General features: G+C 63.6%; 23 protein-coding genes. 9 read left to right on the forward strand and 14 right to left on the reverse strand.

The genetic code is table 11. From position 1 onward, the window contains the following. The first annotated feature begins 1 nt into the window (after position 1). Positions 2 to 910 (forward strand): ribokinase, encoded by a 909-nt coding sequence (gene rbsK / locus ACNJX8_RS28975; RefSeq protein ID WP_439357580.1) that lies wholly within the window; start codon positions 2 to 4, stop codon positions 908 to 910. 167 nt (positions 911 to 1,077) lie between these two features. Here rbsK and ACNJX8_RS28980 read toward each other — a convergent pair whose 3' ends face one another. Then, entirely contained in the window at positions 1,078 to 2,298 is a 1,221-nt protein-coding gene (locus tag ACNJX8_RS28980) for an NAD(P)/FAD-dependent oxidoreductase (RefSeq protein ID WP_439357581.1), read from the reverse strand. A gap of 228 nt (positions 2,299 to 2,526) precedes the next feature. Here ACNJX8_RS28980 and ACNJX8_RS28985 point away from each other — a divergent pair, with 228 nt between their 5' ends. After that, a complete protein-coding gene (locus tag ACNJX8_RS28985) occupies positions 2,527 to 3,321 on the forward strand; it encodes an enoyl-CoA hydratase/isomerase family protein (protein ID WP_249760441.1) in 795 nt (264 codons plus the stop codon). Positions 3,322 to 3,338: 17 nt separating this feature from the next. Here the strand turns inward: ACNJX8_RS28985 and ACNJX8_RS28990 are convergent, their stop codons facing one another. The 4 genes from ACNJX8_RS28990 to ACNJX8_RS29005 form a co-directional block, all read right to left on the reverse strand. Further along, entirely contained in the window at positions 3,339 to 4,679 is a 1,341-nt protein-coding gene (locus ACNJX8_RS28990; RefSeq protein WP_128943949.1) for a TRAP transporter large permease, read from the reverse strand. Further along, a complete protein-coding gene (locus tag ACNJX8_RS28995; RefSeq protein ID WP_128935148.1) occupies positions 4,676 to 5,254 on the reverse strand; it encodes a TRAP transporter small permease in 579 nt (192 codons plus the stop codon). The genes ACNJX8_RS28990 and ACNJX8_RS28995 overlap by 4 nt, the downstream gene beginning before the upstream one ends. A 209-nt stretch (positions 5,255 to 5,463) precedes the next feature. Next, positions 5,464 to 6,471, reverse strand: coding sequence for a TRAP transporter substrate-binding protein (locus ACNJX8_RS29000; RefSeq protein ID WP_128939677.1), 1,008 nt, complete (start codon positions 6,469 to 6,471; stop codon positions 5,464 to 5,466). Between the two features lie 61 nt (positions 6,472 to 6,532). After that, entirely contained in the window at positions 6,533 to 8,251 is a 1,719-nt protein-coding gene (locus ACNJX8_RS29005; RefSeq protein ID WP_439357582.1) for an IlvD/Edd family dehydratase, read from the reverse strand. A 178-nt stretch (positions 8,252 to 8,429) separates the two neighbouring features. Between ACNJX8_RS29005 and ACNJX8_RS29010 the strand changes: the two genes are divergently transcribed. The 3 genes from ACNJX8_RS29010 (at position 8,430) to ACNJX8_RS29020 (ending at position 11,084) form a co-directional block, all read left to right on the forward strand. Continuing rightward, a complete protein-coding gene (locus ACNJX8_RS29010) occupies positions 8,430 to 9,116 on the forward strand; it encodes a GntR family transcriptional regulator (protein ID WP_128935151.1) in 687 nt (228 codons plus the stop codon). A 184-nt stretch (positions 9,117 to 9,300) separates the two neighbouring features. Beyond that, positions 9,301 to 10,473: a TAXI family TRAP transporter solute-binding subunit gene (locus ACNJX8_RS29015; RefSeq protein WP_439357583.1), complete on the forward strand. Its 1,173-nt coding sequence runs from the start codon at positions 9,301 to 9,303 to the stop codon at positions 10,471 to 10,473. Between the two features lie 35 nt (positions 10,474 to 10,508). Further along, positions 10,509 to 11,084: a hypothetical protein gene (locus ACNJX8_RS29020; protein WP_439357584.1), complete on the forward strand. Its 576-nt coding sequence runs from the start codon at positions 10,509 to 10,511 to the stop codon at positions 11,082 to 11,084. A 188-nt stretch (positions 11,085 to 11,272) separates the two neighbouring features. Here the strand turns inward: ACNJX8_RS29020 and ACNJX8_RS29025 are convergent, their stop codons facing one another. The 3 genes from ACNJX8_RS29025 to ACNJX8_RS29035 are packed head-to-tail and all read right to left on the reverse strand — an operon-like array spanning position 11,273 to position 13,764. Next, positions 11,273 to 11,815 carry a 4-hydroxylaminobenzoate lyase gene (locus ACNJX8_RS29025; protein WP_128937504.1) on the reverse strand — a complete coding sequence of 181 codons (543 nt, stop codon included), beginning with the start codon at positions 11,813 to 11,815 and terminating at the stop codon, positions 11,273 to 11,275. A 24-nt stretch (positions 11,816 to 11,839) separates the two neighbouring features. Further along, complete coding sequence (locus ACNJX8_RS29030) at positions 11,840 to 12,520, reverse strand: nitroreductase (RefSeq protein ID WP_245473255.1); 681 nt, start codon at positions 12,518 to 12,520, stop codon at positions 11,840 to 11,842. A gap of 23 nt (positions 12,521 to 12,543) precedes the next feature. Further along, positions 12,544 to 13,764, reverse strand: a complete 1,221-nt coding sequence (locus tag ACNJX8_RS29035; protein WP_128939671.1) for an ABC transporter substrate-binding protein — start codon at positions 13,762 to 13,764, stop codon at positions 12,544 to 12,546. 113 nt (positions 13,765 to 13,877) lie between these two features. Here ACNJX8_RS29035 and ACNJX8_RS29040 point away from each other — a divergent pair, with 113 nt between their 5' ends. Next, the gene (locus tag ACNJX8_RS29040) at positions 13,878 to 14,951 is read left to right on the forward strand and encodes a LysR family transcriptional regulator (protein WP_439357585.1); all 1,074 of its coding nucleotides are present in this window, start codon (positions 13,878 to 13,880) and stop codon (positions 14,949 to 14,951) included. Between the two features lie 163 nt (positions 14,952 to 15,114). Here ACNJX8_RS29040 and ACNJX8_RS29045 read toward each other — a convergent pair whose 3' ends face one another. Next, the gene (locus tag ACNJX8_RS29045) at positions 15,115 to 15,939 is read right to left on the reverse strand and encodes an NAD-dependent epimerase/dehydratase family protein (protein ID WP_439357586.1); all 825 of its coding nucleotides are present in this window, start codon (positions 15,937 to 15,939) and stop codon (positions 15,115 to 15,117) included. 90 nt (positions 15,940 to 16,029) lie between these two features. Here ACNJX8_RS29045 and ACNJX8_RS29050 point away from each other — a divergent pair, with 90 nt between their 5' ends. After that, positions 16,030 to 17,010, forward strand: coding sequence for an SMP-30/gluconolactonase/LRE family protein (locus tag ACNJX8_RS29050; RefSeq protein ID WP_439357587.1), 981 nt, complete (start codon positions 16,030 to 16,032; stop codon positions 17,008 to 17,010). A 160-nt stretch (positions 17,011 to 17,170) separates the two neighbouring features. On the opposite strand, the gene ACNJX8_RS29055 is transcribed toward ACNJX8_RS29050, so the two are convergent. Both ACNJX8_RS29055 and ACNJX8_RS29060 read right to left on the reverse strand, forming a co-directional pair. Further along, complete coding sequence (locus ACNJX8_RS29055) at positions 17,171 to 18,601, reverse strand: aldehyde dehydrogenase family protein (RefSeq protein WP_128939669.1); 1,431 nt, start codon at positions 18,599 to 18,601, stop codon at positions 17,171 to 17,173. A 275-nt stretch (positions 18,602 to 18,876) separates the two neighbouring features. Next, positions 18,877 to 21,240: a transketolase gene (locus ACNJX8_RS29060; protein WP_439357588.1), complete on the reverse strand. Its 2,364-nt coding sequence runs from the start codon at positions 21,238 to 21,240 to the stop codon at positions 18,877 to 18,879. A 134-nt stretch (positions 21,241 to 21,374) separates the two neighbouring features. Here ACNJX8_RS29060 and ACNJX8_RS29065 point away from each other — a divergent pair, with 134 nt between their 5' ends. Beyond that, entirely contained in the window at positions 21,375 to 21,836 is a 462-nt protein-coding gene (locus ACNJX8_RS29065) for an Lrp/AsnC family transcriptional regulator (RefSeq protein ID WP_439357589.1), read from the forward strand. Between the two features lie 113 nt (positions 21,837 to 21,949). Then, a protein-coding gene (locus ACNJX8_RS29070; protein WP_439357590.1) for an IS3 family transposase occupies positions 21,950 to 23,124 on the forward strand; the annotation gives its coding sequence in 2 pieces (ribosomal slippage) (positions 21,950 to 22,244 and positions 22,244 to 23,124; 1,176 coding nt in all). A 74-nt stretch (positions 23,125 to 23,198) separates the two neighbouring features. Here the strand turns inward: ACNJX8_RS29070 and ACNJX8_RS29075 are convergent. The 3 genes from ACNJX8_RS29075 to ACNJX8_RS29085 all read right to left on the reverse strand — a co-directional run bounded on the left by ACNJX8_RS29075 (position 23,199) and on the right by ACNJX8_RS29085 (position 26,307). Continuing rightward, positions 23,199 to 24,278 (reverse strand): zinc-binding dehydrogenase, encoded by a 1,080-nt coding sequence (locus ACNJX8_RS29075; protein ID WP_439357591.1) that lies wholly within the window; start codon positions 24,276 to 24,278, stop codon positions 23,199 to 23,201. Positions 24,279 to 24,337: 59 nt separating this feature from the next. Then, positions 24,338 to 25,279, reverse strand: a complete 942-nt coding sequence (locus ACNJX8_RS29080; protein ID WP_439361996.1) for a DMT family transporter — start codon at positions 25,277 to 25,279, stop codon at positions 24,338 to 24,340. A gap of 188 nt (positions 25,280 to 25,467) precedes the next feature. Beyond that, on the reverse strand, positions 25,468 to 26,307 hold the full coding sequence (locus ACNJX8_RS29085; RefSeq protein ID WP_439357592.1) for an aldo/keto reductase: 840 nt from the start codon (positions 26,305 to 26,307) through the stop codon (positions 25,468 to 25,470). Positions 26,308 to 26,381 lie beyond the last annotated feature (74 nt).

The following is a 26,381-nucleotide window of genomic DNA, read 5'->3' on the forward strand; positions in this document are numbered from 1 at the left end:
CATGGGGCGCGTCTTCGTCGCCGGAAGCATCAACATGGATGTAGTGGCGACGGCCGATCGCCATCCCAAGGTCGGCGAGACCATCGCCGGCCGCCAGGTGCTGTATTTCCCGGGCGGCAAGGGCGCGAACCAGGCGGTGGCGGCGTCGCGGCTCGGTGCCAGGACCACGCTGATCGGGCGGTTGGGGAAGGATTCCTTCGGAGCTGAGCTTAAGGTTTTCCTGCGCAGTCAGGGCATCGATCTCGGCTATCTCCAGGAGACGACTGCTGCGCACACCGGCACGGCCATCATCACGGTGGCGGAGGCCGACAACACCATCGTCGTCATCCCCGGCGCCAATGCATTGGTCGACGCCGATGACGTCAGCGTCGTGCCGCTGCTGGAGGGTGATATCGCGGTCAGCCAGTTCGAAATTCCCCTGCCGGCGATTGCCGCGTTCTTCCAGCGGGCACGCGCCGCCGGAGCCATGACGCTGCTCAACCCGGCGCCGGCGCAAAGCATGCCCGGCGAGTTGCTCGCGCTGGTCGACATCCTCGTGCTGAACGAGACCGAGCTCGGCTTCCTCGCCGGCACCGAGCTCTCCGACAGAGACGAGGCCGCGCGGATCATCGAGGTGGCACGGCAGCTTCAGGCACGGCCGGACCAGACCATCTGCGTTACGCTCGGCAGGCGCGGCGTGCTCGCACTGGCGGGGCGCGAGGAGATTTCGGTGCCGGGGCGCGCGGTGCAGGCGGTCGACACCACAGGCGCCGGCGACTGCTTCGTCGGCGCGCTCGCGGCGCGCCTCGCCGATGGCACGGCCTTGCGCGACGCGCTCACCTTTGCCAACGCCGCCGCTTCGATCAGCGTCCAGCGGATGGGCGCCGGGCCGTCGATGCCGACGGCGAAGGAAGTGGCTGCGGTCTTGTAAGACGGAGCGCTTTCATCACCTCGCCCCGCTTGCGGGGAGAGGTCGGATTGCATCGAAGATGCAATCCGGGTGAGGTGGAAGCTCCGCGAGCCCAGCTATCACCGTCCCCGCGGAAAGTCCCCCTCACCCCGACCCTCTCCCCGCAAGCGGGGCGAGGGAGAAGAGACTCAAGCCAGCGCGCTCTTCAGGTCAAAACTCTCATCGGCGGCCTGCTCCGGCGTGATCGAGCGATCCATGGCCTGCAAGCGGCGGCCGAACATGTGGTCGCCGGCGCGGTTGATCGATTCGATGCCGAGCAGCTTGTCGCCGTGGTAGCAGAACGCCGAGAACGCCTTCTTGGCGGGATCGCCGCGCAGCACGACGCGGTCATAGCCGGTGGTGAGACCGGCGATCTGGAGCTTGTCCTCGCCCTGGTCGCTCCAGAACCAGGGATGGCCGTCATAGGGCCTTCGGTCGCCGGTCAGCCGCGCCGCGAGGCAGCGGGCGTGATCGGTGGCGTTCTGCACCGATTCCAGCCGCAGCGAGCCGCCGAAGCGCGGGCTTGCGAACAGCGCGCAATCACCGATCGCGGAGATATTGGGATCAGCCGTCGCAAGATATTCGTCGACGATGATGCCGGAGGCAACCGGCAGCCCCGCCTCTGCGGCAAGCTCGATATTCGGCAGCACGCCGACGCCGACCACGACGAGATCGGCGGGCAGATGCCGTCCGTCGCTCAAGGAGACGCCGGTGACCTTGCCGCCCTCCGCCTCGATGCTGGTTGCCTGCACACCGAGATGAATGCGGATGCCGGCCTCGCGATGCCGCGCCTGAAAATACTCCGAGACCTCAGCCGTCACCGCGCGCGCCATCACGCGCGGGGCGAGCTCGAGCACGTCGACCTCGAGGCCCTTGATACGCGCGGTGGCGGCGAATTCGAGGCCGATGAAGCCGGCGCCGATCACCACGACACGTGTCTTCGACGGGATGATCTGGCGCAGTGCCTCGCTCTCGTCGAGGATGCGCAAGTATTTCACGTCGGGCAGATTGGCGTTGGGCAGGTCGAGCAGGCGGTTGCGCGCGCCCGTGGCCAGCACGAGGTGGCCGTAGGGCAGCGCCTCGCCCGAGGCGAGATGCAGCTTGCGCCCCGCCCGGTCGATCGACACAGCGCGGCCGGCGATCAGCTCGATGGTCTGGTCGTGGTAAAACTTCTCGGGGCGGAACATCAGGCTCTCCGGCCCGGCCGAGCCCTTGATGTAGGCCTTGGACAGCGGCGGCCGCTGATAAGGCAGATGCGCCTCGTCATTGATCAGGCAGATGCGCTGCGAAAAGCCCGCCTGGCGCAGGGATGCCGCGACCTGATAGCCGCCATGGCCGGCACCGACAATGATCACCGGACCATCCGTCATTGCAACAGCCCACTTCCGGAGACACGAGCGTGACCCATGTCGTCTCCTCTCTCGCTGATTTTGATTTGCTGGCCTTACGAGGAGCCGGCGCTCGTGTCCGTCCCTTGGCGAAGGCGGGCCCATTTGAGCCTATCGTTCCGCCCAACGCAAGAGCGGCGGACGGGGATTGTCACCCCTCGCCTTCTGCGATTTAGTTGCAGCAACGAACCTCTTGCCGGGGATTTCAAGATGCCAGCTCCCGTCTCCCAGCCCGATGATCCTGCCCTGCTGCGGATCGATGGCCCGATCGCGACCATCACGCTCAACCGCCCCGCCGCGTTCAATTCCATCAACCTCGCCATCGCGCAGAGGCTCGAACAGCTCGCGTCCCAAATCGAAGGCGACGACAGCATCCGCGTCGTCGTTCTCGAGGGTGAAGGCCGCGCCTTCAGCGCCGGCGGCGATTTGCAGACGATCGGTGCTGCCGCCGAAGCGGGCACGGTAACACCTGTCGTCGGCGAACTGCTCAAGCACTATCACGCCTTCATCGAGATCCTCCGCCGTATGCCAAAGATCTCGCTGTCCAGCGTGCACGGTTCGGCCGCCGGCGCCGGCATGGGGCTCGCTTTCGTCACCGATCTCTGCATCGCCGCAGACGACGCCAAGTTCACGCCGGCCTATGCCAAGATCGGCGTGTCGCCGGATGGCGGCTCGACGGTCGGCATCGTCGGCACGGTCGGCTCCCGCCGCGCGCTGCAGATCTTCCTGGCCGAGGATAATTTTACCGCGCAGCACGCCCACGACTGGGGTCTGGTCGCCAAAGTCGTTCCTGCCGCGGAGCTGAAGGCGGCGACGCGGCAACTCGCCGAACGGCTGGCGCAGAACCCACCGGCGGCAATCGCCGGCACAAAGTCGCTGGTCTACCAGGCCGCGACCACGCCGGTGAAGCAGCAGTTAGATGCCGAGGAGCACAAGATCATCATGGCAATGAACACGGAGGCGTTCCGCACCGCCGTGAAGAAGTTCACCAGCAAGGGCAAGTAGCGTTCACTCGAGCAGGCCTACTGCGGACAGATGTAGCCCGTGCCGGCCGGCGACTTGAAGCAGCCGACCGACTCGGGGAGCACGTGCCGCGGCAGCCACAGCACCACGCTCGGGAAATAGATTGCAAACGCGATGGTCGCGAGGAATACCAGATAGATCGGCAACGCCGCCCGCAAGGCCTTGGCAAAACTGATGCCGACGAATTTCGACGCCATCAGCAGCACCAGCCCATAAGGCGGCGTGATCAGGCCGAAGGCGAGCGTCGCGATCAGCACCACACCCATGTGCACGGCGTTGATCTCGCCGGCCTCCGTCAGTGCATTGACCAGCGGCATGAAGATGATGATGGTCGGCACCGGCTCGATGAAGTCCCCGACGATGGTGAAGAGCAGCACCATCAACAGCATGATCAAATGCGGGTCATTCCCGGCGATCGAGGTGATCCACTCGGCGATGTAGGTCGCCCCGCGCAAATAGGCGAGCATCCAGCCGAAGGCGTTGGCGGCGCCGATCGTGATCAGCGGCAGCGAGAAGATCAGGCCCGCGAGGCAGAAATCATAAGGGATTTTCCTGAAGTGCCCGCGATTGAGCGCGGGGATCACGACCAGGACGATCCAGACCACGGCGACGACGCCGGCTTCCGTCGGTGTGAACCAGCCGGTCAGGATGCCGCCGAGCAGGATCACGGGGATCATCAGCGGCAGGGCGGCATCGCCGGCGGCGAACACCACCTGTCGCAGCGGCGCGCGCGGCTTGCGCAAGCCGGAGGGACCGAAGAAGTAGCAGTAGATCATCAGGCCGAAGCCGATCATCAGGCCCGGCACCACGCCCGCCATGAACAGGCCGGCGATCGAGACGTTGCCGACCGCGCCATAGACCACCGCGGTGATGCTCGGCGGCACCAGCGCCGCAATCGTGGATGCGGAGGCGATGATCGCGGCGATGAAGGCGGGCTCGTAGCCCTCGCGTTTCATCGGCCCGCCCAGCGCGCGGCTCATCACGGCGACGTCGGCGGTGGTCGAGCCCGACATCTCCGAGAAGAACATGCTGAAGACCACCACGACTTGCGACAGCCCGCCCCTGATATGTCCGACCAGCGATACCGAGAGGTTGGCTATTCGCACCACCACATTGGCCGAGCTCATAAGCTCGCCGACCAGGAGGAAGAACGGGATCGCCAGCAGCGCCTCTGAATCGACGCCGTCAAAGATCTTCTGGATGATCGCGGCGAGCGACACGTCCGACAAGAGTGCGCCGATGAAGACGCCGGCCATCAGCGAAAACGGCACCGGCACGCCGAGATAGCCGAAGGACAGGAAGCAGACCGTCATCAAGGCCAGCACGATGGGTGCGCTCACGGCTGCACCCCCATCTGTGCGGCAGCGGCGATCGGCTCCGCATCCTCATCCGGCGGCTCGGGGTGATCGAAGCCGTTGCGCAGGCCATTGACGAGCTGCTCGATGGTGAACAGGCCGATCAGCACGCCCGACAGCGGAATGATCGCATAGAGCGAGGCGATCGGCGTGCCCGACGGCAGACGAAAGCTGCCGAAGCCGCGCAGATAATTCTGGTAACCGTACCAGATCAGGCAGAAGGCGACGCCGAGCACGACGAGGCGGATGATCACCTCGACGATGAGCCGCGAGGTGCCGTGCATCGCCTCGGAGATCGCGGTGAGATAGAGATGGTCGTTGCGCCGGGTCGCGGCCGCCGTCCCGATGAAGATCGCGTAGATGAACAGCGTCGACGTCACCTCCTGCAGCCACAGCCAGGGATGGCCGATGGTGCGGGTGATGATGTCGGCGGTCACCGACAGTGAGAAGCCAAAGCACAGCAAGCCGCAGAGGATCATCAGCGCAAGTTCGAGCCAGTCGAGCGCGCGCCATTTCAGGTGGCGTTGGCGTTGAACGAGCAGTTTGTCGGCGATGGCCATTCAATGTCCCCCGTCGTTCCGACGTGGTGCGGAACGATTTAGTTGAGTCGGTGGCTGTGGGTTGTCTGAACCTCTCCCGCTTGTGGGAGAGGTCGGCGCGGAGCGCCGGTGAGGGCTCTCGCCTCATTGGGAGTCCCTCCGAGGAGACACCCTCTCCCCTACCCTCTCCCGCAAGCGGGAGAGGGAGCGCACCGACTTCCGGCACCACGTCAATTAATCGACCGGATCAAATCCTTGATCTTCTCGGCATGCGGGCCGAGCTCCTTGGCGAGCTTGTCGAGATAGGGATCGGCGATCGCCGTAAAGCTCTTCTTGTCGACGTCCTGGACGAGCTTGACGCCCATCTTCTTCAGCTTCTCAGCCGCGGTTCGCTCAAGCTCGAACGCTTTCGCCGGCTCCTTGGTGCTGATCTCGTTGGCCGCCGTCTGCACCCACCCCTTCTGCTCGGCCGACAGGCTCTGCCAGAGCTTGTCGGAGACGAACACCAGCGCGTTGTTGGCCTCGTGCTCGGTGATGTTGAGGACGGGCGCGACCTCGTAATGCTTGTTGACGAGGTAGACGTTGATGCTGTTCTCGGCGGCGTCGACCACGCCGGTTTGCAAGCTCGTGTAAACGCTGCCGAACGGCATGTGCACGGTCTGGGCGCCATAGGCGGGGAACATGGTGTCCTCGGTCGCGGTGGCCTGCACCCGGACCTTCAGGTTCTTGACGTCGCCGACGTTGTGGATCTCTTTCTTGGAGTACATATGGCGCACGCCCTGCGATCCCGTCGCGATGACGTGCAGGCCCTGCGTGGTCTCGTCGATCATGGTCCTGAGCGCTTCGAAGACGCGGGGATCGGCCAGCCCCTTGATCACGTGGTTCTCGTCGCGGAACAAATAATGCAGCGACATCACACCGGCCTGCGGCGAGATCGTCGCGGTGTTGGCCGATGAGATGATCGAGAATTCGACGTCGCCAGCTTTCACGAGCTGGAGCACCTGCGGCTCCTGCCCGAGCTGCGCGCCCGGATACTGGTCGATGATCATGGTGCCCTTGCTCAATTCCTTGAGCTTCTCGGCAAAGAGGTCGCCCGCGATGGAATAGCCGGTGTTGCGGGGCTGGTCATAGGCGAAGCGATAATGCTTCACCTCCTGTGCCCCGGCCCCCGTGACGAACAGCACGGCGGCCATGGCCGCCAACCCATGTAAGAATCTTGGCATGGATCGCGCAATCATCGTTTCCCCCCTGTTTTATCGCCCGCCGCTTGTGCGGTCTGAGCGCTCGTTCGAGTCTTGATCAGCCCTTCTCGGTCTTCTTCCCAGTCCCTTGCATGAAATCGAAGTCGCAGCCCTCGTCGGCCTGCATGATGGTCTCGTTGAACAGCCAGGCGTAGCCGCGCCGGGCCTCCTCGGGCGCTGCGGTCGGTTTCAACGCGGCGCGCCGCCGCTCCAGCTCGACCGCATCGACCAGCAGCTCGATGCTGCGCTTGGCCACATCGAGGCGGATCATGTCGTCGTTCCGCACCAGCGCCAGCGGCCCGCCGACGGCGGATTCCGGTGTGATGTGCAGCACGATGGTGCCGAACGCGGTGCCGCTCATGCGCGCATCCGAAATGCGCACCATGTCCTTGGTGCCGCCGCGCGCCAGCTTCTTCGGGATCGGCAGATAGCCCGCCTCGGGCATGCCCGGCGCACCCTTAGGGCCGGCATTGCGCAACACCAGCACGTCGTCGGAATTCACGTCGAGATCGGGATCGTCGACGCGCAGGGTCATATCCTCGACGGATTCGAACACCACCGCACGCCCGGTATGCTGCAGCAGTTTTGGACTCGCGGCCGACTGCTTGATCACCGCACCGCGCGGCGCGAGATTGCCGTGCAAGACGGCAAGACCGCCTTCCGTCTTGATCGGATTGTCGCGTGGACGGATCGCGTCCTGGCCGGGCACGTCCTCTGCATTCGCCGCGATATCACGCAGCGTCTGGCCGGTGATGGTCCTGGCGTCGAGGTCGACGAGATCACCGAGCTGCGCCAGCAGTTTCGGCACGCCACCGGCGTGATGGAAATGCTCCATGTAATGTTCGCCGGACGGCTTGAGATCGACCAGCACCGGCACCTCGCGGCCGATCTGGTCGAACACTTCGAGATCGAGCCGGTGCGGCGAGCGATGCGCCATCGCGGTCAGATGGATCAGGCCGTTGGTCGAGCCGCCGATCGCCTGAAGCACGACCTGCGCGTTCCTGAAGGACGCCGGCGTCAGCAACTCGCTCGGCTTCGGCCCCTTGGTCTTCGCCATCTCTGCGGCAACCTTGCCGCTCGCCTCCGCCAGACGGAAACGCTCGGCATGCGGCGCCGGGATCGTCGCGCTCATCGGCAACGACAGGCCCATCGCCTCGATCATGCAGGCCATGGTCGAGGCCGTGCCCATCACCATGCAGGTGCCGACCGACGGCGCGAGGCGCCCGTTCACCGCCTCGATCTCGGCATCGTCCATGTCGCCGGCGCGATATTTTGCCCACAGCCGGCGGCAGTCGGTGCAGGCGCCCAGCACTTCACCCCTGTGATGGCCGACCACCATGGGGCCGACTGGAATGACCACCGTCGGCAAATCGGCGCTGATCGCCGCCATCACCTGCGCTGGCAGCGTCTTGTCGCAGCCGCCGATCACGATCACCGCATCCATCGGCTGGGCGCGGATCATCTCCTCGGTGTCCATCGCCATCAGATTGCGCAAGTACATCGAGGTCGGATGCGCAAAGCTCTCGGCAATCGAAATGGTCGGGAACACAAACGGCATGGCGCCCGACAGCATCACGCCGCGCTTGGCGGCTTCGATGATCTGCGGGACGTTGCCGTGGCAGGGATTGTAGTCGCTATAGGTGTTGGTGATGCCGACGATCGGGCGCTCCAGCGCGTCGTCGGAATAGCCCATGGCCTTGATGAACGCCTTGCGCAGGAACAGCGAGAAGCCGGCATCGCCATAGCTCGTCAGACCCTTGCGCAAACCACTCGTCATCGTGCCACTCCATTCACCTTGCCATTGTGGTACAGCCTGCCCCTCGATTGTCAATAAGATTGGCCAATATTGTCGCACTTTCTAAGCTTTTGGCATCCCTTGCGGCACAAATTATTGACAATCCAGGCTTCCCCTGCTCCACAGGGACGAACCGGCCAACCGCCGGGAGGCTGAGGGCATGTCCGATATTCGCACTGCAGACAGCATGCCGGTCCGGCGCGACGATCCGGACGACGTCGTCGCTCGTCTGGAAGAGGACATTATCTTCGGCCGCCTCGCACCGGGCGCGCGCCTCACCGAGGACGCGCTGATGTCGCGCTACGGCACCTCCAGGCACTTCGTGCGTCAGGCGCTGGTGGAAGCCGAGCGGCGCGGTATCGTCCGCCGCGAGAAGAACGTCGGCGCCACCGTAAGGTTCTACTCGGCGGAGGAAGTCCGGCAGATCTACGAGGTGCGGGAGATGCTGACGCGGCAGGCCGCGCTGATGATCTCCCTGCCTGCGCCGCAAGCCCTGATCGACGAACTCTCCGCGCTGCAACGGCAATATTGCGCGAAGGCGGATGTGCAGGATCTGCGCGGCATTCACGAGGCCAACGACGCCTTCCACCTTGCGCTGTTCTCGGCCTGCGGCAATCCCTATCTGGTGCGCTCGCTCCAGCACTACATGAACCTGACGCTGCCGATGCGCGCAAAGAATCTCGCCGACCGCGAGGGTCTTGCACAATCGCGGCGCCAGCACGAGCTGATGATCGAGCTGCTCAAGGGCCGCGACAGCTGGGCGTTGGCGCAGCTGTGTGTCGACCACATGCAGTTCAGCAAGTCGGATTATCTCAAGCGCATCGCTGAGGATAAGGCCGGGCTCTAGGTGGGGGCTTCCCGCCACGAAACGAGCCTAATTCGCTCCCCGGAACGTCGCAAGCCCCGGCGCGTTGGAAGGCTCGAGCGAGCTTCATTCGCCCGTCATGCTTTGGACGTGGCCGGGTGACGATCGATCAGCATGTCGGCCCAAGGGAGGGCCGGCTATTTGAACAATGAGGGTCTGCGCAGCGATGCGGGCCGGTTTGTTCATCGCGTTGATTGCAGCGGCCTGGCTCGGCGGACAGGTCCAGGAGTCCCTCGCACAAAAGCGGCTGCCCGCGTCTCCAAGTGAAACCGGGAAAGCTCTGCGAAAAGAAAGCACCCCGCGGAAGGAAACGGGACGATCTGCGGATCCGTATACGGTGGGATTCGTAACCGGTACACCGCAATGCACTGAATTCGCGATCGCTCAGGACATTGCAACCACGCTCGCCGGCGGCCAAGAGACCGGCCCTCGTGGCGAGGTCGCCTTGCGGGTCCTGCCCATCGTGGGAAACGGCGGTATCCGCAACGTCCTTGATGTGCTCACCCTCGCAGGTGCCGACGTGGCGATCGCGCCCGTCGTCCTGGTCGACCGGCTCCGGGAAGCAAGGACGTTCGGAGATATCTCTGACAAGCTGACCTACATTGCCCCGCTCCATATCGAAGAGTTCCATCTTCTCGCGCGGCTCGAGATCAGAAGTCTGTCGGAGCTGTCGGGAAAGAGGGTCAATCTCGGGGACGACGGCAGTGCCGGCGCCATACTCGGCCGCGAAGTGTTGAACCGTCTGGGCGTCAAGGTCAGCGAGTCGAACTTGGGACCGGAGGCCGCGCTGGATGGTCTGAGGAAGGGAGATCTCTCCGCCGCTCTGTTGGTCTCAGGAAAACCGGTCAGCTTCCTGACGCAGGTCTCGCAGCTCGATGATATTCACCTCCTGCCCATCCCCTACTCCAAAGAGTTGCTGCAACAAGACTATCTACCATCGACGCTTCGCCATCAGGACTACCCGAACATCATCGCGGCCGAAGCAAGTGTCGACACGATCGCGATCAAATCCGCTCTCTTCGCCTACAACTGGCCAAGCGGCAACGAGCGATTTCGGTTGCTGGAATTCTTCGTCCAGACATTGTTCGCGCGCTTTCCCGAATTTCTCGGCGACGCACATCACCCCAAATGGCGCGAGGTGAACCTGGCCGCGCTGCTCCCGGGATGGCAACGATTCCGACCGGCAGAGCGCTGGCTCCAGCAGCAATCCGGGGGCGAGGCCGCGCTTCGCAAGGCGTTCGGCCGCTTCCTCGAGGGAAAGCCAACCGCCAATCCGCCAGACCGCGAAGAATTGTTCCGGGACTTCCTGCGCTGGCGAGAACGCAATCCAGATAAGTGAGCAAAATTTGGTAGGCAAATCTCGGGGAGATGTCGATGCGCAACGCGCTTATGAAGGCAGCCCTGGTTGCGTTGCTCGCCTTGATCGCCGACGTAAGGCGTCCTGCCGCCCAATTTGCTCCCTTCTTTCCGCCAGCGCCGCAGACGCTCGCGCCAGCCACCGCGCCGCCGGCCGCCAAGGTCGATCAAACCAGGACAGCCCCTCACCGAAGCAGCAAGGCGCACAGGAAGCACGACGAGAAGCCCGAAGTCGTTCGTCGGCCGCCAAATCAGCGGAAGGTCGCCGAAAAAAACGGATATAAGCGGGTCAGCGATCTCGTGAACTTCCCGAAATTCTTTCCGGGCCTCGGCGTCATCTTCGTCAAGCCCGACACTTTGCCGTTGGGGCCGTTCCTGTGCTTCGATCGCAGGGATCGCTTGGTGGCGACCGTGTACATGGTCCCGAACAAGGACATCGACGATCACAAGTCATTGGAGGGGGCTGGGTCCGCGGCACCAGTTGACCACGTCAGCCTCTACTTCAACGCGGGTCACCCCGGCGTGGATGTGCCGCACTACCATGTGGTGCTGTGGCATGTGACCAAGAAACAGGAAGCACGCGTTGCAAAATGACGTGCGACAGCTCGTGCGATCAAAGGGGCCCGCTTGTTCGAACACATCACGGACGATCTGCGCGCGGCGCCCGCGGACATGCGGTGATCGGCAATGGCCCGACTTGAACTGCAAGCCGGACGCTTGGCCCGGCCGCAGCAATTGTCAGGAATTGACGAGAGCGCACCCGAGCGCTTCGCGTCGCGCATTCATCCGGCCGGCGCCTTGAAATCGTATGAGATGCGCCCAGCCGGCAGATAGAACAGTGCAATGACCGCGCCGCCCCTGACTTCAGGATAGTGTCTGCTGCCCGGATCAGGCGCCGTCCAGCCGGCTCCCTGCCAACCCTGTAATCCCCTCAACTCCGCGCCCTTGTTCAAGGGCACCACAAGGTTGAGCTCGCCGTAGGGATGGCCGTGATATTGTCCCCGCAACACGTCGTGGTCGTCCTCGTCTTTGAAGCGACGCGGATCGGCGCTGTTCATGTACACAGCAGTGATGCTGAACTGGAACGTGTCGGCCGTCGGCTCAAGGATGCGGCTGCGCCGGTAGTTTGGGCCGTCCACTTCCTGGTTTGCGGCCCATCCTTCCTCGACCCCGACCTTGATCAGACGAGCGAGATCCTGATAGAGCGCGCTCTCTTCCCCATATGTCTCGTTGAGCCAACGCTCCATCTCAGCTCCCGGGGTCATGTCCTTGACCTCCCGAAGAAACGGAATGCTGCACTGGATCAGTTCTTCTCGGCTTTGCATCGTGATCTCCTCTTCGACCAAGCTTCAATCTTCGAAACCAAGGAACGTCGCGAACTCATCGATGTCCGCCCGCGGCATCAATCTGTCCTGCCCCTGAAGCTTGGCCTTGCCGACCGAGATGCCGCACACCACCATTTGCTCTGCCGGAATCGACAGCAGTGGGCGCAGGATTCGATGGTATTTTGCGAACGTTTCCTGCGGGCACGATTGAAGCCCGCGTCCTGCCGCCGCGAGCATTATGTTCTGCACGAACATTCCGAGGTCGAGCCAGCTACCGACTTCCAGGCGACGGTCGATGGTCACGATCAGTCCCACGGGCGCGCCGAAGAATGTGTAATTCTTCGCGGTCTGTCTGCTCCTCCCCTCTGAATCGGCTTGATGAATGCCGAGCGAGCCATAGAACAGCCGGCCGAACTCCTGCCGCCGTTTGAGATACAGACCGGGTAAATCGCTGGCGTAGTATTTGTACTCCGAGACGTGTTCGTCACGAGAGGTCTCGTGCGCCTCCAGCAGCGCCGCCGACACCTTGCCCTTGACCTCGCCTGTCAGCACGTAGACGTGCCAGGGCTGGATGTTCGCACCGCTGGGCGCGAATCGCGCGACACGGAGGATCTGCTCGATTGTTCGTCGGGCGACCGGAGCGTTGCAGAACTGGCGGCACGCAAACCGGCCGGTCAGGATCGCGTCGATCGGGCTCGGCGCCACGATACGCGCCTCATCTCCAGCCATCACGGCTTCTTCAGGAGCGGACATCCTCCGTCCTCCATCGGCCTGAAGGCCTCTTCTCCGGGAATGGTCGCGAGCAGCTCATAGTAGTCGAACTTATGTTTCGATTCCTGCGGTGACTTGACCCGGAAGAGATACATGTCCCGGATCAATCTGCCGTCTTCGCGGATCCGGCCATTCTTCGTCATGAAATCATTCACCGGCATCTCGCGCATCTTGGCAGCAACGGCAGGTCCATCGAGAGTGCCCGCCGCTTCGGCCGCCTTGAGATAGTGCATCACCGCGCCGTAAGTGCCGGCATGGATCATGGTCGGGACCTTCCGGGTCTTCTCGATGAAGCGCTTCGACCATGCACGCGTGTCGTCGTTCATATCCCAGTAGAATGCCGAGCTGAGCATCAAGCCTTGAGCACTCTGCAATCCCAGACTGTGAATGTCCGCGATGAAAACGATCAGTCCGGCAAGCTTTTGCCCGCGCGTGATCCCGAACTCGCCGGCCTGCTTGACCGCGTTGATGAAATCTCCGCCAGCATCGGCCAGTGCGATCACATCCGCCTTCGAAGATTGCGCTTGCAGCAGGAAGGAGGAGAAATCCGGCGTGTTGATAGGATGCTTGACCGCGCCCACGACCTTGCCACCGGTCGCGCCGATGACCCGGCGGCTATCGGCCTCGAGCTGTGCGCCCAGCGAATAATCGGCGGAGAGGAAGAACCAGGTCCTTGCGCCAAGGCGCGCGATCGCTTTGGTTGTGCCCTGCGACAAAGCAAAGGTATCGTAGGTCCAGTGAATGCCGCTCAGCGAGCATTCGTCGCCGGTGAGGCGCGAAGTGGCGGCGCCAGTGGCGAGAAACAGCTTCTTCTTGTCACGGGTAATGCCTTGTACAGCCAACGCGACGGCCGAATTGGGGACATCGAGTATCACCTCGACACCCTCGTTCTCGATCCAGCGCCGTGCAATCACCGATCCTACGTCAGCCTTGTTCTGGTGGTCGCCGGCAATGATCTGGACGGGACGCCCCAAAACCCTGCCCTTGAAATCGTCAACGGCCATTTGCGCCGCGACCACTGACCCTTGCCCGCCATTGTCGGCATAAAGCGAGGACATGTCGGTCAGCACCCCGAGCTTGATCGGTGCCTCGTCGGCAATCGCGGCGGTCGTGAGCATCAGCGAAATCAACGTCGCAACAACCGCCTTACCGGTACCTGTCGTCGCGGTCGATCGCATCGTTCACCTCCTCCGAACGCAGCGATTGAATAATGCCGGGATCGGTCTCTTGCGGAAGTGAAACTCTTGCAGATTGATCCTGAACCTCCTTCAGTTTGCCCGGGACTCAAGGCTTGGTTCGATCGTTTGCACCGGTTGCATCTACGGCGCCCCTGACCTTAACTGGTCGCCGTCGCGGCGCGCCGTCAGCCATCAACTGGATCCTCATCGTGTCGGTTTCATTCAAGACATTGGACCTGAATCTGCTTAAAGTGTTCGACGCCGTCATGGAGGAAAGGAGCGTATTGCGCGCCAGCCAGAAAGTCGCGCTCAGCCAGTCCGCCGTAAGCCACTCGCTCGCCCGGCTTCGAGAAATGCTGGAAGATGAGCTGTTCGTGCGCACGGCCGCGGGCATGCAGCCGACGGCGCGGGCCTTGACGATGGCCCCCCAAATTCGCGAGGCGCTACGCGTGCTCGAGGCAGCTGTGGAACTGCCGACCTTCGTTCCGGCGACGTCAACCAAGCAGTTTACGCTGGCCGCAAATGACTTTGCCACGATGGTGCTGGCGTCGCCCCTCTTGAAGATACTTGGGCGCGAGGCGCCCCACATTGACCTGACGATCAAGCCGGTCACGCGGATCGACCTTGCCGAGCAGATCGACCTCGGTCGCATCGACGTTGCGATCGGCGTCTTCTCGCTCCCGCCGAGTCGTTTCCGCACGTCGCTGCTATTCGAATATGACGACGTGCTGATTGTCGGCAAAAAACGCAAGCTTGGTCGGCTGGACAAGGCGATGCTTGCACGGCTGCCGCTGGTGGTGGTCTCCTTCGGTGGAGAGCAGGAGGGCGCGATCGGCGGCTTCATCTCCGAGCGAGGCCTGGCGCGGCGCTCGGAGATGTACGACCGCGATGCGCTCGAGCGGGCGCTCGCCGAGAGCGACCGGCCGCCGCGGATGGCGGTGTCATTGCCGCATTTTCTCGCGGTCCCAGCGCTGATTCGGGATTCCGAACTGGCAGCTATCGTCCCGCGCCCGCTCGCGCAAACACTGGAGCAAAACTACCCGATCGCGATCTACGAGCTTCCCTACACAGCGACTCCGCTGGAGGTCCGGCTGCTATGGCACGAGCGCGTCGACGGCGAACCCTCGCACGAATGGCTCCATGACGTCCTTAGACGCGCTGCTGAGAACCTCAGACGCGGAGACTAGGATGAAGCGTGCGGCGGTATGCAGACCAAGGGCAACAGACTTCCGCGAGTCCAACTCTCACGGTCCTCGCGGTGAAAGCCCCTCACCCCAACCCTCTCCCCGTAAGAACGGGGCGAGGGAGTGCACCTGCATGGTGGCGAGAGCCTAGGCTACATCAACAGCCCTACCGCTTATTCCAGTCGATGATCCGGCTCGCATCGCCGTCGAATTCGCTGCTGCAGAAGGCGCCGCCCTGATAGTGGTCGCCGATCGGGTCCGGCTTCAGCTTGGCCTGCTCGGCCATGGCGTGCGCCACATGATCCTCGGAGCGGCCGGTGGGGCGGTAGCCGAACTCGTAGGCACGGTGGTTGTCCCACCAGGCGCGCTCGTTCAGGGACACGCCGTAGAAGATCTCGAAATGGATGTCGGGATGCTCGAGCCCGATCTGGCAGAGCTGCACGAGGTCGTCGGGCTTGAGCCAGATCGCGAGCCGGCGCTGGTCGAGCGGCATGTCGCCGAAATTGCCGATGCGCAGGCACGTCACCTTCAGCCCGTGCTTGTCGGCGTAGAGCGCGCCGACGGCCTCGCCGAACACCTTGCTGACGCCATAGCGACCGTCGGGGCGCGGGGTGACGTCGGTGCCGATCTTGTGGTGGCGCGGATAGAAGCCGACGGCGTGATTGGACGAGGCGAACACCACGCGCTTGACGCCCTTGCGGTACGCGGCCTCGAACAGATTATAGCAGCCGATGATGTTGGCCTGGAGGATGTCGTCCCAGGGGCCTTCGACCGAATAGCCGCCGAAATGGATGATGCCGTCGACGCCCTCGCAGATCGCCTCGCATTGCGCGAGGTCGGACAGGTCCGCCGCCCTAAACTGCTCGTTGGGGCCGAGATCGGCCGGCTTGCGGATGTCGCTGAGCAGCAGGTCCGGATAGATCGGCGGCAGCAGTTTCCGCAGGCGCGTTCCAATCCCGCCCGAAGCTCCCGTCATCAAGATGCGCGGCATGTCTTTCCTCATAGTTGCGACCGATTTGCGGCCGTAGATATCTGATGCTAGCAGACTTGGACAGAGGGAACGCAACAACGAGACCTGCACATGAACGATGCATCGTCCCAGACCCAAGAACGGCCGCAAGGCTGGCGGCCGGCGACCTATTACCCCGATCCGGCGATACGTGCACTCGATCCCCGCTTCGAAAAATACTGGCTGAAGCTTTCGGCGATAGAGCGACTCGCGACCGGCCTGCGCTGGGCCGAGGGGCCGGTGTGGTTCGGCGACGGGCGCTATCTGCTGTGCAGCGACATCCCGAACCAGCGCATCATCAAGTGGGAGGAGGAAACCGGCGCCGTCAGCGTGTTCCGAAAACCCTCGAATTTCGCCAACGGCAACACCAGGGATCGTCAGGGCCGGCTCGTCACCTGCGAGCATGGCGGCCGCCGCGTGGTGCGCACCGAATATGACGGCAGCATCACCGTGCTGATGGATCAATTCAACGGCAAGAGGTTGAACTCACCGAACGATGTCGTTGTTAAATCGGACGGCTCGATCTGGTTCACCGATCCGACCTTCGGCCTGCTCGGCAATTACGAGGGATACAAGGCCGAGCCCGAGATCGAGCCGAACGTCTACCGGCTCGATCCCGCGACCGGTAAGGCGACCATCGTCGCAGAAGGCGTGTTAGGGCCGAACGGGCTGTGCTTCTCGCCGGACGAGAAGATTCTGTACGTCGTGGAATCGCGTGGGCAACCGAACCGAAAGATCCTCGCCTATGATGTCTCGCCTGATGGCGCCACGATGTCCAATAAGCGCGTCCACATCGATGCAGGTCCCGGCACGCCGGACGGCATGCGCTGCGACATCGACGGCAATCTCTGGTGCGGCTGGGGCATGGGCGATCCCGAGCTTGACGGCGTGGTCGTGTTCGCGCCCGACGGTGTCATGATCGGCCGCATCGCGCTGCCCGAGCGCTGCGCCAATCTCTGCTTCGGCGGCGTCAAGCGCAACCGCCTGTTCATGGCCGCGAGCCAGTCGATCTACGCGCTGTATGTGAACACGCAAGGCGCGGTTGGGGGATGAGGTCTCTCCACCGCCATTGCAAGGAGCACTTGCGACGAAGCAATCCAGACTATCGCCGCGGAACGATGCTGGATTGCTTCGCTTCGCTCGCAATGACGGAAACAAAAAAACGCCGGAGCGGTTTCCCGCTCCGGCGTCGCGTTCATTCAGACGCTAAAGCTTACGCCGCGTTGAAGCCGGCGACGGCCTTCACTTCGAGGAAGTCCTCGAGGCCGTACTTGCCCCACTCACGGCCGTTGCCGGACTGCTTGTAGCCGCCGAACGGCGCGGTGCGGTCGTTGGGCACGCCCTGGAGGTTGACGTTGCCGGCGCGGATCTGGCGGGCAACGCGCCTGGCGCTTTCCACCGTGTCGGCCGAGACGTAACCGGCGAGGCCATACGGCGTGTCGTTGGCGATCTTCACCGCGTCGGCCTCGTCCTTGGCGCCGATGATGGTCAGCACCGGTCCGAAGATCTCTTCCCGGGCGATCGTCATGTCAGGGGTGACGTCGGCGAAGATGGTCGGGCGGACATAGAAGCCCTTGTTGACGCCTTCGGGCAGGCCCGGGCCGCCGGCGACGAGCGTTGCGCCCTCGTCGATGCCCTTCTTGATCAGCCCCTGGATCTTGTCCCATTGACCGCGGTTGACGACCGGGCCAATGGTGGTGCCTTCGGCGCGGGGATCACCGGCCTTGGTCTTGTCGGCGACGGCCTTCGCGATCGCGGCGACTTCCTTCATCTTCGAGGCCGGCACGATCATGCGCGAGGGCGCGTTGCAGGACTGGCCGGAGTTGTTGAACATGTGCATCACGCCGCCGGTCACCGCCTTCGTGAGGTCGGCGCCTTCGAGGATGACGTTCGGCGACTTGCCGCCGAGCTCCTGGCTGACGCGCTTCACGGTCGGCGCCGCGCGTTTCGCCACGTCGATGCCGGCGCGGGTCGAGCCGGTGAAGGAGATCATGTCGATATCGGGGTGCTCGCTCATGGCCGCGCCGACCTCGGGGCCGAGGCCGTTGACGAGGTTGAACACGCCCTTCGGCACGCCGGCCTCATGCAGGATTTCCGCGAAGATCAACGCCGAGGTCGGCGTGAACTCCGACGGCTTCAGGATCATGGTGCAGCCGGCGGCGAGCGCGGGGGCGACCTTGCAGGCGATCTGGTTGAGCGGCCAATTCCAGGGCGTGATCATGCCGACCACACCGATCGGCTCGCGCAGCACCATGGCGGTGCCAACCGGCTCCTCGAAATGATAGTTCTTGAGCACGTCGAGCGTGGTCATGAGATGGCCGAGGCCGGCGCCGGCCTGGAGCTTCTCCGCCATCGGCAGCGGCGCGCCCATCTCATCGGAGACGGCAGCGCCGATCTCCTTGAGCCGGCCCTTGTAGATCTCGATGATCTTGGAGAACAGCGCGACGCGCTCCTCGCGGCTGGTCTGGGAGAACGTCGCAAAGGCGCGCTTGGCAGCGGCCACGGCCTTGTCCACATCGGCCTTGGAGCCCAGCGCAACCTCGTACATCGCCTCTTCCGTCGCCGGATTGACCACGGCGGTGGACTTCTTGACGGCGGGATCGACCCAGGCGCCGTCGATGTAGAATTGCATGCGATTGACCATCGTTAACCTCTTCTTGGGGGCTTGGAGGGGGCGTTTCGGCAGGCATCCTTGCACGAAAGCGCCAGCAATTGAACCCGCCATATGCGGGGCCAGCGTTGCGGCGGACGGAGATTATATGAGCCGGTGGCGCGAGCGAGGCAAGGTCTCAACTGCCGTCGTCCTGGCGAAGGCCAGGACCCATTACCAGTTGGCTTGCTCAGACATCTACCGCCCGTCGCCTACAACACCCGCCGCGGCGTATGGGTCCTGGCCTTCGCCAGGACGACGACGGAGACTTAAACCGCCATCTTCCGATGCAGCACCGGCGCGCCGGTGGTGAGGCTTTCGGCCGCATCGATGATGGCGTTGGCATCCAGGCCGTAGTGGCGGTAGAGGTCCGCGATCGTGCCGGTCTGGCCGAACTGCTCGACGCCGAGTGCCTCGACGCGGTGGCCACGGACGCTGCCGAGCCAGCCGAGCGCGGAGGGATGGCCGTCGATCACGGTCACGATGCCGCAGTCGCGCGGCAACGGCGCCAGCAGTTTTTCGATGGAGCTGAGATGCTGCACGCCGCGGCGGTCGCGGCGCAATTTCCGTGCGGCGGTCCAGCCTGCGTGGAGACGATCGGCCGAGGTGATCGCGAGCAGGCCGACATCGCGGCGGCTCTCGCCGATGAAGCCGGTCGCCTCGATCGCTTCCGGCGCGACCGCGCCGGTATAGGCGATCACGACTTCGGCATTCGGGCCCGGCTTTCGCAGCCAGTAGGCGCCATCCGTGATGCCCTGCGCAAGCTCCGGCGTCATGATGCGCTGCGCCTGCTCGATGCTGCGCGTCGAGAGCCGCAAATAGACCGAACCGCCCTCGCCCGGATCGCGCTGCATGTGCTCGAAACCGAAAGCCATGATCACGGCGAGCTCGTCGACGAAGGCCGGCTCGAATGAGGCCAGGCCATCCTGCGCCATGCCGATCAACGGCGTTGCGATCGACTGGTGCGCCCCGCCTTCGGGCGCGAGCGTGATGCCCGATGGCGTCGCCGCCACCATGAAACGCGCATCCTGGTAACAGGCATAGTTCAGCGCATCGAGCCCGCGCTCGATGAAGGGATCGTAGAGCGTGCCGACCGGCAGCAGCCGCTCGCCATTGATCTGGTGCGACAGGCCGAGCGCCGAGAGCATGATGAACAGGTTCATCTCGGCGATGCCGAGCTCGAGATGCTGCCCCTTGGGGGAAGCATCCCAATTGTAGGTCGAGGGAATTTTCTCGCTGCGGAATAAGTCTGCTTTCTCGGCGCGCGCGAACAGCCCGCGCCGATTGACCCAGGGGCCGAGATTGGTCGAGACGGTGACGTCAGGCGACGTCGTGACGATGCGCCGCGAGAGCTCGCTGTCGCTGCGTGCGATCTCGTTCAGCACGAGACCAAACCCCTGCTGGGTCGACATCTGCGGCGACGGCTTGAAGGCGAGCTGCTGGGGCACCTCGACGACAGGCGCGCTCAACCGGCGGCCGTCCTGGTTGAACGGCACGCGCGCGAGGAAAGCCTCCAACTCGGCCGCATCCTGCGCCAGGCCCTCGAACTTGTCCCATTCGTGCCCGGGACGGATGTTCTGGCTGTCGCGATATTTCTCCATCTGCGCGACCGTCATCAGGCCGGCGTGGTTGTCCTTGTGGCCCTGGAACGGAAGGCCGACGCCTTTGATGGTGTAGGCGATGAAGCAGACCGGGCGATCGTGGTCGATGGACTCGAACGCCTCCAGCATGCTCGCCATGTCGTGGCCGCCGAGGTTCGACATCAGCGCCAGCAACTCGTCGTCGCTGCGCTTATCGATCAGTTTTGTGATCGGGCCCTGATCGCCGATCTCGTCGTGCAGATGCTTGCGGAACGCCGCACCGCCTTGAAAGCACAGCGCGGCGTAGAGCGCGTTCGGACAATTGTCGATCCAGCGCTTCAGCGCCTCGCCGCCGGGCTCGGCAAAGGCCTCGCGCATCAGCCTGCCGTATTTCACGATCACCACGTCCCAGCCGAAGTTGCGGAACATAGTCTCGAACTTCTCCCAGAGCCCTTCGCGCACGACCGCGTCGAGCGACTGGCGGTTATAGTCCACCACCCACCAGGTGTTGCGCAGGCCGTGCTTCCAGCCTTCTGCAAGAGCTTCGAAGATGTTGCCCTCGTCCATCTCGGCGTCGCCGACGAGCGCGATCATCCGTCCCTCGCGGCGATCCTTCATCCAGCCGTGCGCCTTGACGTAGTCCTGCACCAGCGAGGCGAACAGCGTCTGCGCGACGCCGAGGCCGACCGAGCCGGTGGAGAAATCGACGTCGTCGACGTCCTTGGTTCGCGAAGGATAGGACTGCGCGCCCTTGAAGCCGCGAAAATTCTCCAGCTTCTCGCGGGTCTGCCGGCCGAACAGATATTGGATGGCATGGAACACCGGGCTCGCATGCGGCTTCACCGCGACGCGATCCTCAGGGCGCAACACGTGGAAGTACAGCGCCGACATGATCGTGGCGAGCGAGGCGGATGAGGCCTGATGGCCGCCGACCTTGAGCCCGTCCGCGTTGGCGCGGACGTGGTTGGCGTGGTGGATTGTCCAGGACGACAGCCACAGCGCCTTGCGGCTAAGAGCGGTCAATGTGTCGAGACGAGCGGAATCAACGGGCATGGCAATGCTCCCGGAAACAGACGCTGCGATGATACTCCTGCGGGCGGCGCCAAACTTCTCAATTTTTCGCGCCATATCCCTAGATATTGGGATATTTTACCAATGTAGCCCGACGAAGGACAGGTTCCATCCCAATGCCAGAGCTCGACGCCATCGACCGCAAGATCCTCGCTTTGCTCCAGACCGACAGCCGCATGACCATGCAGGAACTCGCCGACAAGGTCGGGCTCTCGGTCTCGCCCTGCCATCGCCGCGTCAAGCTCCTGGAGGAGCGCGGCGTCATCTCGCGCTACGTTGCGACCGTCGACCAGACGGCGCTTGGCCTGCATGTCAGCGTCTTCATCTCGATCAAGCTGGCGCGGCAGAAGGAGGAGGACCTCAACCGCTTCGCGCGTGCGATCTCGAAATGGGACGAGGTGCTGGAATGCTATCTGATGACCGGCAACCGCGACTATCTGCTGCGCGTCGTGGCGGCCGACCTCGCCTCCTATGAGACCTTCCTGAAGACCAAGCTGACCCGGCTCGACGGCATCGCCTCGATCGAGTCCAGCTTCGCGCTGAGCCAGGTGAAATATTCAATCGCGCTGCCGGTGTGACGGTTGTCCTCGTCATTGCGAGCGTAGCGAAGCAATCCAGAATGCATCTGCGGAGACAGTGAGCCTCCCCTAAATCGGTGGACACCTATAGCTTAGGCAGCGAGAGGTGTCAGATGGCGAAACGGCAGCGACGCTCGTATTCGGACGAGTACAAGCGGCAGGCAGTTGATCTGGTTTTGTCGAGCGGCCGTTCGGCGAAGTCGGTATCGAAGGAGCTCGGGCTGGACGGCTCCGTGCTCAGCCGATGGGTGAAGGAGCGGAGCACGGTAGCAGCCGGCGGCAGCGCCGCGGCGCCCACGTCGCAAGCGGCGGTGCCGTCGGCGGCCCAAGCTGACGTGATCGCCCGGTTGCAGCGGGAAAACGAACAGTTGCGTATGGAGCGCGACATTTTAAAAAAGTCGATCGCGATCTTTGCTGGACCCAGGACATGAAGTTCCGCTTCATCGAAGATCGCCGCGCCGACTATCCGGTTAAGATCATGTGCCGTGTCCTCGGCGTCTCGCCTGCGGGCTACTATGCTTGGCGGTCGCGCCCGGAAAGCCCCCGGGCCGCTGCCAATCGAGAGTTGCTGCAGGACATCAAGCGGGTTCATCGCGACAGTCATGGTCGCTATGGCAGCCCGCGCATTCATGTCGAACTCAAGGCCCAGGGACACCATGCAAGCCGTGGCCGAATCGAGCGGCAGATGCGCTGCCATGGCGTTCGAGCCATCTCGGCCGGGCCGCGACGATGCCGCACCACCGATAGCGGGCATGGCTTCCCGATCGCGCCCAACTTGCTCGGCCGGAACTTCTCGGCCGCCATGCGCAATCAGGTCTGGCTCGCCGACATCACCTATGTCTGGACCGGCCAAGGATGGTTGTACCTGGCCGCCATCATGGATCTGTACAGTCGCCGTATCGTGGGCTGGGCGATGGACGACCATCTGCGCGCCGAATTGCCGCTCGCCGCATTAAGGATGGCGATCAAGGGGCAAAAGCCCGGCGCCGGCCTGATCCATCACTCCGATCGCGGCATCCAATATGCTTCAACCGAGTACCGCCAAGCGCTGCAAGCCGCCGGCGTCCGGCCTTCGATGAGCCGCAGAGCCGACTGCTACGACAACGCCCCGATGGAAAGCTTCTTCCACACGCTCAAGTCCGAACTGATCCATCACCGTCAATATCCGACCCGCGATGAAGCTGAGCGCGACATCTTCGCCTACGTCGAGGGCTTCTACAATCAACACCGCAGACACTCGGCCATCGGCTATATCAGCCCAGTCGAGATGGAGCTAAAATCGGCTTGAACGCTGTCCACTTTTTTGGGGGAAGATCACAGTCTGGATTGCTTCGTCGCTTCGCTCCTCGCAATGACGATGCATCACCGCCACGGCTGCACGATGATCTTGGTGTGCGCCTCTGGATTGGCGAGATCAGCGAAAGCTCTTGCGACGCCGTCGATACCCACCTCTGCCGTCACCATCGCCGCGGCATCCACCTGCCCTTCCGCGATCAGGCGCAGTGACGCTGCGAATTCGTCTGGCGTGTAGCCGAGCACATAATGGACATTGAGCTCCTTCATGATGCCCAGCATCGGCTCGCTTCTGTCGGTCTCCATGCAGACGCCGACCACGACAATGCGCGCGTCACGCGGCGCGCCTTCGAACACCTGCTGGAGCAGGCCGGGCACGCCGACACATTCGAAGATGATCGCAGGCTTCAGCGCCGGCAGCATGGCCTGGAACGGCGGTCGCGCCGCCTTCTCCGCATCCGACATCTGCGCGTGCTCGGCCCATGTCGCATAAGGCTGCGACACCTTGGGGTCGACGACGATATCGGCGCCGAGCCTCGCCGCAAGCGCACGCCGCGCCGGCGAATAGTCGGCGGCGACAATCGGATGCAAGCCCTTGAGCTTCAGCGCTGCGATCACCGCGAGGCCGACCGGGCCGCAGCCGATCACGAGCGGCACCTCGTCACCACGGATATTGGCTTTTGCGACGGCGTGAACCCCGACCGCGAGCGGTTCAGTCAGCGCGGCATGTTCCGGCGCAAGACCGTTGGGCACCTCGAGCAGCAGCGCTTCGCTGAGCAGCATCGCCTCGGCATAGCCGCCGATATTGTCGTTGGAATAGCCGATGCCTTCGATGCCCGCAGGCGTCACCAGCGCCGGCAGCGAGCAGACGCGCGTGCCCGGCTTGAGTTTGCGCGCGGTGCCTGGACCGTAGTCGACGATCTCGCAGCAGAACTCATGACCGAACACGACATCGCGGCTGAGGTCCATCGGCTTACGCCCGGTCTTCCGCGCCATCTCCACCATGCGGTGCGCGTGCTGTCGCGCGTGCAGATCGGAACCGCAAATGCCGCAGGCGAGCGTCTTGACCAGAACCTGGCCGGGACCCGGCGTCGGCTCCGCCATCCGGTCGACGACAATCTCACCGTTCCTGAAAATCGCAGCGCGCATCCGGCTCCTCCCGTGGTGTCGGAGCCGTTCATAGCACGACGCGGGCGTGCGATCTTGCGTCAGGGGTTCGGGGAATGCTCTTCCAGCACCAGGAGCTGGGCGCGGCGCACCCGCTCGCGATGGGCGATGTAGAGGCCGCTCGCGACGATGAAGGCCGCGCCGATGATGGTCCAGAGATCAGGCACCTCACCGAAGATGAAGAAGCCCAAAATGCTGACCCACAGCAGCTGCGTGTAGGAGAACGGCGCCAGCACCGAGGCATCGCCATAGCGATAGGCCAGCACGATGATCCACTGGCCGACGGTCGAGGCAACACCGATCACGATGCCGAGCCCGATCGCGGTCCAGCTCGGCGTGACCCAGACGAACGGCACCATCACGGAAAGGATCGCAACGCCCGTCAGCGCGGAATAGGCCATGGTAGTGAGCACCGCCTCGCGACCGCTCATCATGCGCGTCAGGATCAGCGCGGCAGCCCAGCAGAACGCCGAGATGATCGGGAAGAACGCGGCGGCATGAAACGCGCTGGAGCCCGGGCGCAGGATGATCATCACGCCGGTCAGACCGATCGCGGTGGCGATCCAGCGGCGCAGGCCGACCTTCTCGCTCAGGAAGATGATCGACAGCGCGGTGACGAACAGCGGCGACACGAAGCCGGTGGCGGAAGCTTCCGCAATGGGGAGGAACCGCAGACCGGTGATGAAGAACAGCGAGGAGCCAAGCAGCGCGGCGCCGCGCATTAGCTGCAGGCCGATCCGCTCGGTGCGCATCGCATGCAGCGGTGAGCCCGGCAGCATCACCGGCGTGAACATCAGCGCGAAGGTGACGAAGCGGATCCAGGTGATCTCGATCGACGGCAGGCTGGTCGAGAGATATTTCGCGGTCACGTCGGAGGTGCCGAGAAACACCGTCGACAGCAGCACCAGCGCAATGCCCTTGAAGGGATGATCGACGCGCGCGGGCGCACGGCGAGCCGCCTGCTTCTTCTCCGGCACGGGCATGGGAATACTGTCGAGCCTTGCGGCTGCGGCGGGCGGCGGTGTCACGGCTGGAACCCGGAAATAATGCGAATCGAGAACGCTCGTAAAAAACGACAAATGCGCCGCGTTCACAACTTCCGAAAACAGGATGCCGATATGCGCTGACGTCCGCGCGCGTCAATATTCCATTAATAATGGGCGTTTTTGCACTACAACATGGGCAGGCTGCGCGGCTTCGGCCCGCGCGGAAACGCCGCATCGAGCGCCGCAATCTCCTCGTTCGTCAGCACGAGATCGCCGGCGGCCGCATTTTCGGCGGCATGTTCCGCGGATGAGGCTTTCGGAATCGCGAACACCGTAGTTGCACGGGTGAGGAAGCTGAGCGCGACCTGACGCGGTGTCGCCCGACGCGTCTCCGCGATCTTCACCAGCACGGCGCCGCCCTTGCTGCGCGCATCCGGAAAATCATCGTGTCCGAACGGCGAATAGGCGACCACGGCGACACCATGCCGCTCGCACCAGGGAATCACGGCATGCTCGATCGCGCGTTCCTTGAGATGATAGAGCACCTGATTGCATGCGATCCGTCCCTCGCCCGCAACGTCGAGAATGTCGTCGAGATCGTCGGCATCGAAGTTGGAGACGCCCCAGGACTTGATCTTGCCCGCTTTCACCAGTTCCTCGAACGCAGCGACGGTGTCCTCGAGCGGATAGGAGCCGCGCCAGTGCAACAGATAGCAGTCGAGCCGATCGGTCTTCAGCCGCTTCAGCGAACGCTCACAGGCCGTGATCGTGCCGCGGCGCGAGGCGTTGCTCGGCAGCACTTTTGAAACGAGAAACACCTCATCGCGACGGCCCGCAATCGCGTCCGCAATGACGAGCTCGGCGTCACCGTACATCTCGGCGGTGTCGATGTGGGTCATGCCGAGATCGAGCCCGCGCTGAAGCGCGGCAATGGCGCGCTTGCGGTCGCCGTGGTCGAGATACCAGGTGCCCTGCCCGATGACGGAGACGTTGGCGCCGGTCTTGCCGAAAGGGTTTGTGTTCATGTTCTTTTCCGATCTCCGCTCTGTTCTCTCCCTCTCCCCGTTCTTACGGGGAGAGGGTTGGGGAGAGGGGCTGC

The organism is Bradyrhizobium sp. SPXBL-04, assembly GCF_051853035.1.
Taxonomy (GTDB): domain Bacteria; phylum Pseudomonadota; class Alphaproteobacteria; order Rhizobiales; family Xanthobacteraceae; genus Bradyrhizobium; species Bradyrhizobium zhanjiangense.